8 protein-coding genes are annotated in these 16,392 nt (G+C 40.5%); all 8 read right to left on the reverse strand.

What is annotated here, in order from left to right:
• Positions 1–351 precede the first annotated feature (351 nt).
• Complete coding sequence (locus ACZ5XY_RS11135; protein ID WP_464741670.1) at positions 352–10,608, reverse strand: calcium-binding protein; 10,257 nt, start codon at positions 10,606–10,608, stop codon at positions 352–354.
• A gap of 4 nt (positions 10,609–10,612) precedes the next feature.
• Positions 10,613–11,365, reverse strand: a complete 753-nt coding sequence (locus ACZ5XY_RS11140) for a hypothetical protein (RefSeq protein WP_464741672.1) — start codon at positions 11,363–11,365, stop codon at positions 10,613–10,615.
• Positions 11,366–11,734: 369 nt separating this feature from the next.
• Positions 11,735–13,411, reverse strand: a complete 1,677-nt coding sequence (locus ACZ5XY_RS11145) for a calcium-binding protein (protein WP_464741674.1) — start codon at positions 13,409–13,411, stop codon at positions 11,735–11,737.
• 4 nt (positions 13,412–13,415) lie between these two features.
• Complete coding sequence (locus ACZ5XY_RS11150) at positions 13,416–14,021, reverse strand: hypothetical protein (protein WP_464741676.1); 606 nt, start codon at positions 14,019–14,021, stop codon at positions 13,416–13,418.
• A 678-nt stretch (positions 14,022–14,699) separates the two neighbouring features.
• Entirely contained in the window at positions 14,700–14,831 is a 132-nt protein-coding gene (locus tag ACZ5XY_RS11155; protein WP_464740211.1) for a hypothetical protein, read from the reverse strand.
• 4 nt (positions 14,832–14,835) lie between these two features.
• Positions 14,836–15,450: a hypothetical protein gene (locus tag ACZ5XY_RS11160; RefSeq protein ID WP_464741678.1), complete on the reverse strand. Its 615-nt coding sequence runs from the start codon at positions 15,448–15,450 to the stop codon at positions 14,836–14,838.
• Between the two features lie 122 nt (positions 15,451–15,572).
• Entirely contained in the window at positions 15,573–15,713 is a 141-nt protein-coding gene (locus ACZ5XY_RS11165; RefSeq protein ID WP_464741680.1) for a hypothetical protein, read from the reverse strand.
• A gap of 4 nt (positions 15,714–15,717) precedes the next feature.
• Positions 15,718–16,326, reverse strand: coding sequence for a hypothetical protein (locus ACZ5XY_RS11170; protein ID WP_464741682.1), 609 nt, complete (start codon positions 16,324–16,326; stop codon positions 15,718–15,720).
• Between the last annotated feature and the right edge of the window lie 66 nt (positions 16,327–16,392).

Consider the following 16,392-nt stretch of genomic DNA (forward strand, 5'->3'; position numbering starts at 1 on the left):
TGATGGCTGTGGATTGCGTGCTGGCAGTCGTCTTCTTTTCTTACGGCATAGGTTTAGATTCAAAGCCGTATACAATTGATTATCTCTGGGACTATTATCAAACCATAAGACCGCATGCATTCAATGACTATTTGCCACCAGCAGAAAAAGCGAAACGATACTACAACCAAAGCCTCTGATCATTTGTCCTAAATTAGTTGACCACTGCAGTATAACTCACTTTAGATCAACAATAATTGATGACAAGCCCTAGTTGATATTTATAAATCCGCCATTGCAAGACAATGACGGATCTATAAAAAACCAATAAAATCAGTAATCAAGCATAGTAAATGGTAACTAAAATGGTATTTATATCACCTCAGGGCTGCCATTTGAGTAATGAGTATCAAACTGATTCATCATATCTAACATCGTGCCGAGCGTCGTTTGGTATTGGGAGCTGGGCTGATTGATAGGATTTGGATTGCTAATGCCATAAGCATTAAAGATTTGATCGGCACTGATGCTGCCACCTGACGCAAAGCTAATATTGCCTACCGCAGCTTCACCGCCCATAAAGAAGTCCTTAATCGTCAATTGATCCGTCGTTTGACTTACTTTTAGGATTAAATCATCATTATTACGTACCAATCCACTGGCTATTTGACTAAAGCTTAGACCGTCAAAATAGATGTTATCAATACCACCACCTGTATTATTTATAACATCTTGACCAAAGCCTGCTTCAAAGTAATACAGATCATCGCCCTTACCGCCTATTAATAAGTCATTGCCAGTACCACCGATGAGAATGTCGTTACCTAATCCGCCATCTAACTGATCATTTCCTGCTAAGCCTTGTAGTCTATCGTTTCCTGCAAGACCTTGAAGATAATCAGCACCAGCCGTTCCTAAAAGATCATCCATGCCACTACTGGCTTCATTGCTTATAGGTGGCGTTGTCGTCGTATTTTCAATGGGGGTTGCCTGCGGAATGGCTTTGCCAAAAAGTCCAAAGATTTGCTCATAAGAAATGCTGCCGCCAGTTTCAAAGCGGATGGTCTCAATAATGCTATCGCCATTACTAAAGTAATCTTTAATAGTCACTTGATTGTTAGCATCACCGTTAACTCGTAAGATGAGATCGTTACCTGAACTTATCAGTCCTGATCCCACTTGATTAAAAGTGATGCCATTGCTAAATATGAGCGTATCTATTCCATGCGTATCAATAATAGTGTCTTTACCAGCGGTATAAATATAAGTATCGTTACCTCTACCGCCTCTGAGCTGGTCATTGCCCATTGTGTCGGTAATGGTATTATCACCTGATAAATCATCATTACTAGGGGCAGTTGGCTCAGTGGGTGTTTCAGGATTTTCTGGCGTCTGGGTGCTACCACCGCCTGTATCACCGTTATCAGATGCTGGTAGTGCGGTGAGTTGAGTGGCAATTTTCTGAGCAGATATCATCATACCATCGCTTGGCACAATATAGTCAATAGCTAGATCGCTGCTAAGAAAGTGGTCTTTGACTTTAACTTGCTGGTTTAAGTCACCGTCGACTAAGATAATAAGATCCTGTCCTTCTTTATGGTACGTTAATTGCGTCTTATCAATTTGCTGGAAGAAGATAACGTCAGTACCACCGCCGCTATTATCGATAATATCAATGCCGTGATTGGCCTTATAGATATAACTGTCATTACCAGCACCGCCAATTAATAGGTCGTTACCGTCTTCGCCATATAAGGTATCGTCACCAGCGCCGCCATTAAGAATATCATGTCCTGAATTGGTACCTGAGCCATTACCGCCTGCTAGATAGTCATTGCCCGCGCCGCCGTTTAAGGTGTCATGACCTGCAAAACCAAAGAGCTGATCGTCACCTAGATAACCATTGATAAGATCATTGCCATTAGAGCCTAAAAGCTGCTCGCTGCTGTCGGTGCCCTCGACGACATTGGTCGGGGTGGTATCGATAGGCGTATCACTTGGCTGACTTGAGTTGACGGTAAGATCTAGATAGGTACCGGCGCTGTGATCAAAAAGATCCCCTGCCCACAGGATGAATTGATAACTGCCAATATGATCAGCGGTTGGCGTCCCTGATAGGGTGCGTGTTACTGAATCAAAATGTAGCCAGTCAGGAAGCTCTTGATAACTGCCGTCAGCATTTTGACTCGCTAGGGTTAAACGATAGCTTAGATGAGTGTCCCAAATGTCTTGATCAACGATGGTGTCTGCATCAAACTGAACGCTTAAAACTTCATCGTCATTAATCGTAATCCCACGTGGGTATTTATTAACGATGGGGGCATGATTGTCTGCTCGATCGATAACAGCGTTATCGATATCCTGCTGGGTGAGAGTGACTTGCTGACCATTGTTTTCAAAGATGATGTGATCAATTTTATTGTCGATTAAAATACTGCTAGCATCATTTATATTATTTAAGAGAAAATTTTGATCAGTTGAAAAATCAAACTTATCAGCTGAAGCTTGAGGAGTAAAGTAATCGAAGAATGTGATACTGTCACCGCTACCATTCAAACGAATCACTAGCATATCATGTGGGCTTAAAGTGTTATCGACACGCATGAATATAGCTTCAGAAAAGTCATATCCTTCTATGACAAGAGTATCTTGTGAAGATATATCATCAGTGGCACTAATTGTATCTCTACCACCACCTTTTTTATAAATAATAATATCATTACCCGTCTGACCGCTCACGAAGTTATCTTTACTATTCAGGATAATCGTATTATCTAGCTCATTACCGAACGCCGTTTTAGCATCGCCTTTTAAAATGAGGTTTTCGACATTTCGTTGTAAGATATGGTATTTACCCGTGTCCTGCCATACACCTTGATCGTTTATTTGATAGTAATGGTGATCTACCCATTGCTCTACAGTATCAATACCATCCTGTTCACCCTCTATAACTTTGTCACCTGCTATAAAGTCAACAGAACCATCATCATTAGTGACAGTTGTGTCGTATTGATCGACAACATAATAATCATCTCCCGCCCCTCCTGATAAAAGGTCAGCACCTTGTTTACCATCTAGATAATTATTTCCCGAGTTGCCATATATTTTGTTATCTAGCTCACTGCCTATACCATCGAGATTATCCGTACCCCTCAAATGTAATTCTTCAATATTAGTACCAGACAAATCAAAAGAAGCGTCTATAAATATACGATCATACCCTTCGTCAGGTCTCTCGATGATAATATCCTGATTGTCAGCAAAGTAACTATCATCGCCTTCGCCTCCAATTAGGGTATCCACACCTTCTCCTCCCTCAAGCCAGTCTCGTCCTTGACCACCTCGGAGTTCATCATCACCTTGGTGACCAAACATAGTGTCATCACCTTCACCTGCAATGATAGAATCATTTGCACTACCGCCATTGATGATATCATCGCCTGATTCACCATCTATATAATTTGACTTATTGAAATTACCTTGCAAAACATCATTGCCCGCTAAGCCGTAAATATGATGATTTGAAGTGACATAGATATCTTCAATCTGCTCAGATTTATCAGAACCTATAATATAGGCGTCTGTTAAAATGTCAGTAATACTAATTTTTGCACCACCAGAAAAACTGATATCAATATTTTTTAAATCATTACTACCTACCTTTCGAAGTATTAGCTGGTTATCTTCGCCATATAGGATATACAAATCTCCATCTTGATAATAGGTTTCTTTGAGTAACGATTTCTCAAAATTAAATTGTAAGTATGATCCCTCTTCTTGGGACCAATCTTCAATAATTTCATCGTGTCCAGAGTTAGAATCGAAGATATAGGTGTCATAACCTGTGTGTCCAAACAATTTATCGGCGCCAGCTTTGCCGTCTAGTATGTCGTTTGACTCATAAGTATGTAGCTGATTGTCGCTATCATTTCCTATTAAAGTGTCTTCGCCCTCCCAACCACCAAAATAATTGCTATCGTTTACTTCAAGTGGCGTAATAGTATATTTCATCAAGGCTTCAAGGCTTAGTACTTGTTCATCAAAAACAAAAGTCAGGTCACGCTCAGAGCCTGAAAATAATGCGTTAGTAATCGTGACGGTTTGATCGTTAAATGCTATAACAAGATTTTTAGCTTGACTAAAAAACTGTACGAACTGAATAGGTATATCTTCAAAAATAAACTTATCTGCACCAACAGAGCTATAGTCCAATTCAACTGTATCTGATTTAGTATCTGAGCTGAAAATATAAGTATTATTTCCAGCTTTGCCAATAAGAATATCATTACCTAAGCCACTGACAAATACCTCGTCAGCATCAGTGCCTGTCACTTTTTTATCATTAGTACCGGATAAATAAATGGTATTCTCATTATTGTATATCTCAAATTCTGTTATTGAGTCATCAATAAACTTAGATTTTACAATCTCTCCGTGTTCAGCAATATATCGATTTATGGTGGCATAATTAGTGTTATACCAGCTAGCTAAAGTTAAATAACCTTCACCAAAGTTATGCTCTGCGAAATCACTAGTATTGATACCCAACAAGTTAAGTAAGTGAATACTGGTTTTATCTGCGTCCGCTAGATAGTTGGTATTAAGTAAAGTTTCTAACTTTTGAAAATTAGAAAAGGTTAAATGGTTAAATTGGTAGATTTCAATACTGTCAAAGTACGGTTTAAGTATGGTCTGGTTTATAATATCAGATTCTACACTAGACTTAATATCTTGATAAACTTTGAGAAATTCCGTGGTCTGATTAGAGGTTGCTTGATTAATATAATCCGTTGGATTGATGCCCGTAATCGCATCAATTAGCTTCACGATCTGCTTATCGTCTTGATTCAAATAACTATAGTCAGTAGTGTGATTTGACTCATTGATATATTCAGGCAAACCTTGACTTGGAGTTATTCTAATTATATGCTCAGCATTTTCGTTTTGTGTCCATTTAATATTTTCTTTATTAATGATAGCGATTTCACTGCCGGTATTTTTACTGTCCGTACCCGCCCATAGCTCCAATAACTCATCGGAATGATTGAAAATATTTTCGATATCCTGATTTTCTTCTAAATATTTAGTTAATGTCAATAGACTATCGACACTCTTACTGGCATTTGCTAGATCATCTAAGCGTCCAAATCCAGAAATATTTAGACCGCTATTTTTCTTGTCAGAGGTTGATATAAAATTACTATGAATCAAATCTTGGTCAAAATTAATATCTGCCATCAATAAGATATTGCCCTCGTTATCTATATAACTTCCTTGTTCCTTTATAGTGCCTCCACTTGTTTCTATCTCGTTGGTTGAGTCAAAGCTTAGATTTAATTCGGTTACCCCTATTTGCTCAAGAGTTTTAAGCTCATCCTGAGAAGTGACGCCATCAATATTGGTATCTTGCCAAACTCTTAATTCACTAAAACTGGCATCATCCTTATTGATCACACCATCAGAGTTAGTATCTAAATCTGCCAGTGCTGCAAAACCATGCTTAGCGATCGTTCCGTTAGTTAATACAGTCTGATCCCCGAACATTTCTTTGCCACTATTAATCATGCCATCATTATTGATATCTCTAACTAAAAACCCATCTTCACCCGATAACCAACCTGTAGCGGTTTTGATTCCATCACCATCGTTATCAAACATGACGCCTTGTTTATCATTTTCAGCAACGGTACCGATTACCCCATCTTTATTGAGATCTAACACTAGCGGATCGTAATACGCTACTTGATATTCTGATTCAAAATTACCATCTTGGTCTTTTTGCAAGTTTGGAAGAAGAGAATTCAGCAATATTGTGTTGCCACTGAGATTAAACATCGTTTGCTCAGTTAGCATATGAGAAAATGGCTCGTCTGAGTTCTTATCAGAATCTACTATAAACTGACCGCCTGCCCTTCTTTCTACGTTATAGCCTTCAGCGACTATCTTTGAGGTAAAGTTATCACTAGTGATGATGATGTTGTTTCCATTGTATTCCATATAGTTGCCAAGACCATCTTGCCACTTGACTATGATATCTGATTTATCATCATTGTCTCTTATAGATAATATTTTCCAGTCATTATCTAATAAATTATCATTTCCTAATAGAATTTGACCTTTTCTATCCGTGTCAATAATATAATTAGTTTTACCATCCTGAAGGGTGGCAAGATCAAAGTAATAAGTATCATCACCTTCTCCGCCGTAAAGATAGTCTTCACCTTGACCTGCTATTAGAAAGTCATCACCCTCATCACCATATAGCTTATCATCTCCTGAACCACCATAGATAACGTCAGCGCCTTGACCACCTCTAATAATGTCATCGCCAGACTCGCGACCAATTGGATTGTTATAGTCTGCATCATCTCCGTAAAGATTGTCTGCACCTGTGCCGCCTAAAATGTTGTCATTACCTCCACCACCGTAAACCGTATCGTTACCGCTACCGGCATCGATAATGTCATTGCCATGGAAGGCAAGATCCAATGTCTGTGAATCCCCTTCTATATAGTCATCACCGTCTCCGCCAAATATAGTATCAGAGCCACCATCTCCCCAAAGATAGTCGTTGCCCTTGCCACCCTTTATCGTATCATCATTATGGTATTGACCATTAATATCATCAGCGTCTCCTGAGATGATATCGTCACCATCTCCGCCATCGATATTATCTCGGCCACCGTCCCCACTTATCCTATCATTGCCATTGCCGCCATTAATTATATCATCGCCGTGCCATTGACCTGATATATCACTTTCAGCCCCATCACCACGAATATAGTCGTTGTCATTACCACCGTTTAGAGTATCAGCACCACCCATTCCATATATACTATCCTCTCCTTCACCGCCATCAATGACATCTACCCCGTGCCATTGTCCACTTACTTCTGCTTCTATAGCGTCGCCAACTAAAATGTCATCGCCACTGCCACCGTTGATAACATCATTGCCGCCTTGTCCCCATACTTTATCGTTTCCTTTTCCGGCTTCAATATTGTCATCTCCATGGAACTGTCCCGATATTATAGTTTCATCATAATCGCCCGAGATGATATCATTGCCCTCTCCACCATCTATTGAGTCATTCCCTCCTCCTCCGTAGATGTAATCTTCACCAGTACCACCTAATATCTTATCATTACCATGTTTAGGCGCATCTGCTGAATCATGGATAAAGAAGTCTATATCACCATGTAATATATCGTTATCCGCCCCACCGTCGATGAAGTCGTCGCCACCTTCGCCATAGATTACATCGTTGCCAGCACCACCTAAAACAGTATCATTTCCAAATATGGTTAAAGGATTGATATATAAGATATTTTCATTAAATTCACGATAGTTATAAATATAATTAGTTGTTGGGTTAATCATATTCTTAAATGCATCTTTGACTGATGCTATGTCTTCATGCTGGGTGTATAAATCACTGTCCGCGTAAATTACATCGTTGCCGTCATTACCTTCTATATAATCCGTCTTACTGCCGCCAAATATCCTATCATCACCGTCTCCGCCATATAAGCGGTCTTCGCCACTATATGAGGCACGCCACTCATGCATTAAATCTGTATATTCTTGAGAGCTATAATATTCAAGGAACGCTGTAATATCGACACTGGCTCCATAACCATTTTGATATATCTCACTGCTAATATTGATATTATCGCCTAATATTAAATCGTTATCTGCGCCACCATATATTTCATCTGACCCACCTTCTCCAATAAGAATATCATTTCCCGCGCCGCCAGAAATCATATCATCAGCATGATAAGCTAAATTAGTTGCTAGATACTCTGTGTTATATCGACTACTGGCTATCAAGCTACCATTCGCGAACATCTGATTATAGCTATAGGTGTGATCGTTGAGTAAAGCCTTATCCAATTCAGAATGTGCATTTTCGTAGGCTTCTCTACTTTGGAAGTCTCTATACATATCATGAGCATAACTCTCGCGTTGATACTCAGGGAGAAAAGTTTTGACCACAATTCCATCGCCATGGATTAAATCATTTCCCGCGCCGCCAGAAAGCTCATCAACATTGCCGCCTCCAGTAATACGATCATCCCCGTCACCGCCAGATATATAGTCATTTCCATAAAAGCCATATACGCTATCATTACCGGCACCGGCATCGACAAAGTTAGACCAATTACCTAATATTTTATTGTTACTATCATGTGCTAATGAGTTGACCAGCTTAAGGTTCGCTGGAGGTATGTTTGTGTAACCGTCATAAGGCTCTGGTAAGCTCCAAGACGCTAAAGGAGCGTTATCTACCCAAATATTATCATCTTTATTACCTCCAATAATGGTATCAGCACCGCTACCTGCTTCTACTTTAATCTGAATGTTCTGATCTCTAAACGTAATGAAATCACCTTTTTTGCCACCTTTGATGATGAGTTGTCCTGACCCTTCGTAATTAATCTGTGTTGACGAATGTATCAGATTAGGCATATCCATAATGACAGTGCCATCTGTTTTTCCTGTAGTTAGCACTGGCGCATAGTCGACAATATTGACAAGCGGTCTACCATCTGCTTGATCAAGCTCAATACCTAGGTCACCATCCTTCCAGTCCTTAACCGTTACCGAGCCTCCAACCCCATTTATTTCCCAAATTTTTAGGTCATAAGTACCTTCAGTCGCTGTATTGGCATTGCTGAGTCGTTGGATATAGAAGTCGCCTCCTGAGCTTTTGTAAAGATCCTCACTCATCATTTGAGACGCATCTACGATTTTACCTGACATTTTTATGACGCCTGCGCCGTCTGAATCATAGATAGTGTTAAAGCCGTAGCTTTTGTTACCGTCTGTAGGGTCAAATTGAATATCATAGGTGTCAAAGCCCTCATCACCTTGCAAAATGTCATTACCCATAGTACGAATTAAGGTATCATTATCACTGCCACCGATAAGTGTATCGTTACCTGAACCGCCATCTAGAATATCGTTATCTGCACCACCGTCTAGTGTGTCATGACCACGACCACCTTTCAAAACGTCATCGCCACTGCCGCCAAAGAGAGTGTCGTTGCCTTTTGTTTCGCCAAATCCTAAAACTCCATCATTTTCGTTTTCAGAATCACCATACAATATGTCATTACCGCTGCCGCCAAGTAGGATGTCATCGCCATCACCACCGATTAATGTATCATTTCCTTGATTGCCCTCTAGGTAGTCATTACCTTTGCCTGTACGGATTGTGTCATCGCCTCCGCCACCAAAAATGTAATCATCTCCTAGCCCACTATTGCTACGTAATACATCTAAATCAGAATTGTCTTCATCTGAACCAAAAATAATTGCATTTTGAGCCAATCCACCAGCATTTAAAGCAATACCACTGTCCAAATCTAGGAATGCTGGTCTAGCTCCATCAAGTTGCGCCTGCTTAGAGCTAAATAAAGCCTCCAGCATTTGTGCTCTTTTCTCAATATATACGTCTGTCATGCCATCTGGATTGTCCAAACTATATAAGCTGTTTTTTGCTGCTACCGTATCTGACACATCTACGCTGACGAATGACAAGGCGCTCAGCGCAGCACGGGTATTTTCACCTGCACTGTCTTTCCGCTTAGCAAGGGCGATAATTTCATCTAATTCAAGTTCGTACAATGAGGTGGTATCTAAAGGTAGTGCAGATCCGAAATAAGCACGAGCATTGTCTGCAAATGTCTCGTCTGTCGTGGGCACGGTTATATGATCCCCCAACTGTGCACCCATTAACATGTCTAAAAAGGCGTTTTTACCTAACTCGTCAATCATCTTGAATGCAGCTAATAGCTCAGGATTACTCGTACCTAGCCATGCATTATAAAATGCATCATTTAATTCACCCGAAGCAAGGAACGCAATATTTGTTTGTCCAAGAATTACAGCATCTGTGATTAATTGCTTTGAAGCATTTCCCGTTGGCTCAATTTCAGATAGAAGTAGATTTTTTGTAAATTCAGCTGCTCCTGCTTTAAATGCCGCATCAAAGGCAATTTTGGCATAGAGCACATCACGCCAGTCGTTCATACTATCTATTTGTTTCCGCTCTTCGCCAATACTCATTAGACGCCCTGTTTCATCACCGCCTAACGGACTAAACAATAATGCACCTGCCCAAGCAGCGTTTTTACCGCCCAACTCAGGATCAGTAGGATGTGGTGGAGCTGCGGTATCATCAGGGTCACGGGAAAATAAAACTTGACCAACCCCCGTGGCATCGGCGAATCCAATACGCTCTAAATCTGGTACGTCACCTCTTAACCACTTATCATCATCAGCCTCTCCCAATAGGTCTTTTAAAAGCTGCTGCGCTACTTGATTAGACGCGGCTTGCATTTGAGCATCATCGAACTTAACACCGTAGCGCAGCTCGCCTTGGGTATTACTATAGGCGCGAATCATTGCCGAATACATACCCCGTCCAGCATTGGCTTCAGCCGCTCCATCTAGCCATAATATAGTAGGGTTATTTTCAGGGATGGCATATTCTGTTACGAGCAATGTACGCAAATGACTGTAAATCTGCCAATAGCCAATCTCACCTTGAGCTGCCTGCACGCCCATGGCAGCAATAGCTTGAATATCATGTTCTCTTAGTGTCGTTATACGTTCGCTCATACTCTTATTCCTCTATCATCGTTGTGGGTTGTGTTGCAACAATCTCTAATTGACTGACAACGGCTTCTACAGCGATTGGACAAATCCGTTGCCATTCTTCTTGCCATTTAATTTGGTTATCACCTTTGTGCTCTATTCGGGTTAAGGCGCCAAATAAAATTCCATTCCAGATAAATGCACCTGCTTTATCTGGATCTGTCTTTGACTTTTCACAGACTTCGTCATAATTAGACGTTATCGCTATTCCTCGTTGATAAGCTAAATTATTGACTGAATGCATTCCGAAATACACACCATTACGAGCTTCAGGTGGCGCTACGTAATATTTTCTAGTCATAATGTCATATTCGATGTAACTGTGCTGCCATGTGTACTCAATCGTGAACGCATCAACGCCAACTTTTAGATAATTACTTGGTCCCTTAATGACTTTATTTCCAAGCTTAATGTAGTGATATTTTTTACCATTGAGCCAATCATTTTCTCTTTGCTCATTAGGAAGCCAATCATCTTCAACCATCGCGCGGCAACGCTCCCACTTACCGTTAAACTCAATCTCTTTGCCTCGTTCTGTCAAGGGCAGATGAGCCATTGGCATGGGGCGTGTTGTGGTGATCATCTCCTGACACTTAGCGATTCTGCGCGCTTCGCGCTCTTCTGGTGTACTGCCGTCACAGCTGCTAAGTAGCGACAGTCCTAGCAGTAGGATGGTCATGACTCTGAAATATCGTTTTTTTCTTATTATTGATGGCTTCATTGACTTGCCTTAGCTTTGATTCTTTTGATAGCTAGTATTGATAAAGGTATTAAAATTAGAATAAGCACTGAAGATAGTAATTATTTTTTTAGTTAGAAAGGTGGGATATACATCCGGATGCATGAAATAATTAAATTTATATTAATAAATGTTTACACTAATGTCTACTTTTTATTTTAATCTACATTGACTGGTGATAAAACCATTTAGGAATCGAATAGAATTATCGTTATTTATCAACGGTATTCTGATTCAAGATATGGTGGAATATTGCATTTACGTTAACAAAGAGACTGGGTCAAATAACTAACTTAAATAGGTTATACTTGGATAGTTTATATGTGAAATTGTGAAGTTTTGGTGTATGCCTCAGCAGCATAGAATATCGTTATCTGCACCACCGTCTAGTGTGTCTTGACCGCGACCACCTTTCAAAACGTCATCGCCACTGCCGCCAAAGAGAGTGTCGTTGCCTTTTGTTTCGCCAAATCCTAAAACTCCATCATTTTCGTTTTCAGAATCACCATACAATATGTCATTACCGCTGCCGCCAAGTAGGATGTCATCGCCATCACCACCGATTAATGTATCATTTCCTTGATTGCCCTCTAGGTAGTCATTACCTCTAAGCCCAAGTAGTTTGTCATTACCTGCACCGCCGAAAAGATAGTCTTGTTCGTTACCAAAGTTACCTTTGACTTCTAAAATATCACTGCCATCACCTCCAAAAATCACTTGTGGTGTATAACGTGTAATACCATTGTTTCCAGTACCAGCATCAATATAGGTATTTTCAATTTCAAAACCTGCTTCAATATCTATAAATCCTTTACGAATACTATGATTATCGGTACGCAGCTCTTGTAAATAGCTTTGGAGCATCTCTGCACGCTGCTGGATATATACGTCAGTCATGCCATCTGGATTGTCCAAACTATATAAGCTGTTTTTTGCTGCTACCGCATCTGACACATCTACGCTGACGAATGACAAGGCGCTCAGCGCAGCACGGGTATTTTCACCTGCACTGTCTTTCTGTTTAGCAAGGGCGATAATTTCATCTAATTCAAGTTCGTACAATGAGGTGGTATCTAAAGGTAGTGCAGATCCGAAATAAGCACGAGCATTGTCTGCAAATGTCTCGTCTGTCGTGGGCACGGTTATATGATCACCCAACTGTGCACCCATTAACATGTCTAAAAAGGCGTTTTTACCTAACTCGTCAATCATCTTGAATGCAGCTAATAGCTCAGGATTACTCGTACCTAGCCATGCATTATAAAATGCATGGCTAGGCTTGCCGTCTGCTTCGAAAAACGCTATGTTAGTAGCTGTTAAGATGTTCGCATCAACAGCTTTTTGTAAAAAATCCTCAATCAAAAATTGGTTTTGACCAGCAACAAATGCCGCATCAAAGGCAATTTTGGCATAGAGCACATCACGCCAGTCGTTCATACTATCTATTTGTTTCGGTTTGTCGCCAATACTCATTAGACGCCCTGTTTCATCACCGCCTAACGGACTAAACAATAATGCACCTGCCCAAGCTGCGTTTTTACCTATTGGATCAGGATTATTAGGTTCAGGTGGGGCTGCGGTATCATCAGGGTCACGGGAAAATAAAACTTGACCAACCCCCGTGGCATCGGCTGCCCCAATGCGCTCTAAATCTGGTACGTCACCTCTTAACCACTTATCATCATCAGCCTCTCCCAATAGGTCTTTTAAAAGCTGCTGCGCTACTTGATTAGAAGCGGCTTGCATCTGGGCATCATCGAACTTAACACCGTAGCGCAGCTCGCCTTGGGTATTACTATAGGCGCGAATCATTGCCGAATACATACCCCGTCCAGCATTGGCTTCAGCCGCTCCATCTAGCCATAATATAGTAGGGTTATTTTCAGGGATGGCATATTCTGTTACCAGCAATGTACGCAAATGACTGTAAATCTGCCAATAGCCAATCTCACCTTGAGCAGCCTGCACGCCCATGGCAGCAATAGCTTGAATATCATGTTCTCTTAGTGTCGTTATACGTTCGCTCATACTCTTATTCCTCTATCATCGTTGTGGGTTGTGTTGCAACAATCTCTAATTGACTAGTAACCGCTTCTACTGCTATTGGACAAATCCGTTGCCATTCTTCTTGCCATTTAATTTGGTTATCACCTTTGTGCTCTATTCGGGTTAAGGCGCCAAATAAAATTCCATTCCAGATAAATGCACCTACTTTATCTGGATCTGTCTTTGACTTTTCACAAACTTCATCATAATTAGACGTTATCGCTATTCCTCGCTGATAAGCTAAATTATTGACTGAATGCATCAAGAAATACACACCATTACGAGCTTCAGGTGGCGCTACGTAATATTTTCTAGTCATAATGTCGTATTCGATGTAACTGTGCTGCCATGTGTAGTCAATAATAAATGCATTAGTTGTAAGGTGATCCGCTGGTCCTTTGATGACTTGGTTTCCAAGCTTAATGTAGTGATACTTTTTAGTATTGTTCCATGCATCTATCTGTTCATTAGGAAGCCATCTATCTTCAACCATCGCGCGGCAACGCTCCCACTTACCGTTAAACTCAATCTCCTTGCCTCGTTCTGTCAAGGGCAGATGAGCCATTGGCATGGGGCGTGTTGTGGTGATCATCTCCTGACATTTAGCGATTCTGCGCGCTTCGATCTCTTCTGGTGTACCGATTTCAGCGCAGCTTGCAAGCCGGAATAAGAGGAACAGCAAAATCAGAAAGAACAGTAACCACAGAGTAAGTTTGATTTTAGCTTTGATAATCTGATTCCTTTAACGTTGTTACAGTTAGTTGGTGGCAGTTTATTCAATAATTTTAGACTAGACTCCCTCTTTATACGGGTCTTGCTTTTGTTGTTGCATACAGCCTCCTTGCCGTAGAATGGTCATGACTCTGAAATATCGTTTTTTTCTTATTATTGATGGCTTCATTGGGTTGCCTTAGCTTTGATTCTTTTGATAGCTAGTATTGATAAAGGTATTAAAATTAGAATAAGCACTGAAGATAGTAATTATTTTTTTAGTTAGAAAGGTGGGATATACATCCGGATGCATGAAATAATTAAATTTATATTAATAAATGTTTACACTAATGTCTACTTTTTATTTTAATCTACATTGACTGGTGATAAAACCATTCAGGAATCGAATAGAATTATCGTTATTTATCAACGGTATTCTGATTCAAGATATGGTGGAATATTGCATTTACGTTAACAAAGAGACTGGGTCAAATAACTAACTTAAATAGGTTATACTTGGATAGTTTATATGTGAACTTGTGAAGTTTTGGTGTATGCCTCAGCAGCATAGACTATCCTTATCTGCACCACTGTAAAGCTGCTGCGCTACTTGGTTAGAAGCTGCCTGCACACCCATAGCAGCAATAGCTTGAATGTCGTCTTCTCTTAGTGTCGTTATAGGTTCGCTCATACTCTTATTCCTTTATCATCGTTGTGGGTTGTGTTGCAACAATCTCTAATTGACTGACAACGGCTTCTACAGCAATTGGACAAATCCGTTGCCACTCTTCTTGCCATTTAATTTGGTTATCACCTTTGTGCTCTATTCGGGTTAAGGCGCCAAATAAAATTCCATTCCAGATAAATGTTGCTTTAACATCACTGACTGCTTTATTTGCGATATTATCGCAAGCAACATCGTAATTTGGTGCGCGAGATACCGCGTGTTGATAAGCTAAATTATTGACTGAATGCATCAAGAAATACACACCATTACGAGCTTCAGGTGGCGCTACGTAATATTTTCTAGTCATAATGTCATATTCGATGTAACTGTGCTGCCATGTGTAGTCAATAATAAATGCATTAGTTGTAAGGTGATCCGCTGGTCCTTTGATGACTTGGTTTCCAAGCTTGGTATAGTAATATTTTTTACCATTGAGCCAGCCATTTTCTCTTTGCTCATTAGGAAGCCATTTATCTTCAACCATCGCGCGACAACGCTCCCACTTACCGTTAAAATCAATCTCCTTGCCTCGTTCTGTCAAGGGCAGATGAGCCGTTGGCATGGGGCGTGTTGTGGTAATCATCTCCTGACATTTAGCGATTCTGCGCGCTTGATGCTCTTCTGGTGTACTGCCGTCACAGCTACTTAGTAGTAGTAACAGGGCAGAGAGTATTAGAGCATATGAAGTTTTGGTTATTTTGTGCCTCAGCAGCATAGACTATCCTTATCTGCACCACTGTAAAGCTGCTGCGCTACTTGGTTAGAAGCTGCCTGCACACCCATAGCAGCAATAGCAGCAATAGCTTGAATATCATGTTCTCTTAGTGTCGTTATAGGTTCGCTCATACTCTTATTCCTCTATCATCGTTGTGGGTTGTGTTGCAACAATCTCTAATTGACTAGTAACCGCTTCTACTGCTATCGGACAAATACGTTGCCATTCTTCTTGCCACTTAGTTTGATTATCCTTTATATACTCTATACGAGTTAGTGAACCAAATAGTATGCCGTTCCAGATAAATGCACCTACTTTATCTGGATCTGTCTTTGACTTTTCACAGACTTCATCATAATTAGACGTTATCGCTATTCCACTTTGATAAGCTAAATTATTGACTGAATGCATCAAGAAATACACACCATTACGAGCTTCAGGTGGCGCTACGTAATATTTTCTAGTCATAATGTCGTATTCGATGTAACTGTGCTGCCATGTGTAGTCAATAATAAATGCATTAGTTGTAAGGTGATCCGCTGGTCCTTTGATGACTTGGTTTCCAAGCTTAATGTAGTGATACTGTTTACCATTGAGCCAATTATTTTCCCTTTGCTCATTAGGAAGCCATTTATCTTCAACCATCGCGCGACAACGCTCCCACTTACCGTTAAAATCAATCTCCTTGCCTCGTTCTGTCAAGGGCAGATGAGCCGTTGGCATGGGGCGTGTTGTGGTAATCATCTCCTGACACTTAGCGATTCTGCGCGCTTGATGCTCTTCTGGTGTACCGATTTCAGCGCAGCTTGC

The organism is Psychrobacter sp. GTC18467, assembly GCF_055397455.1.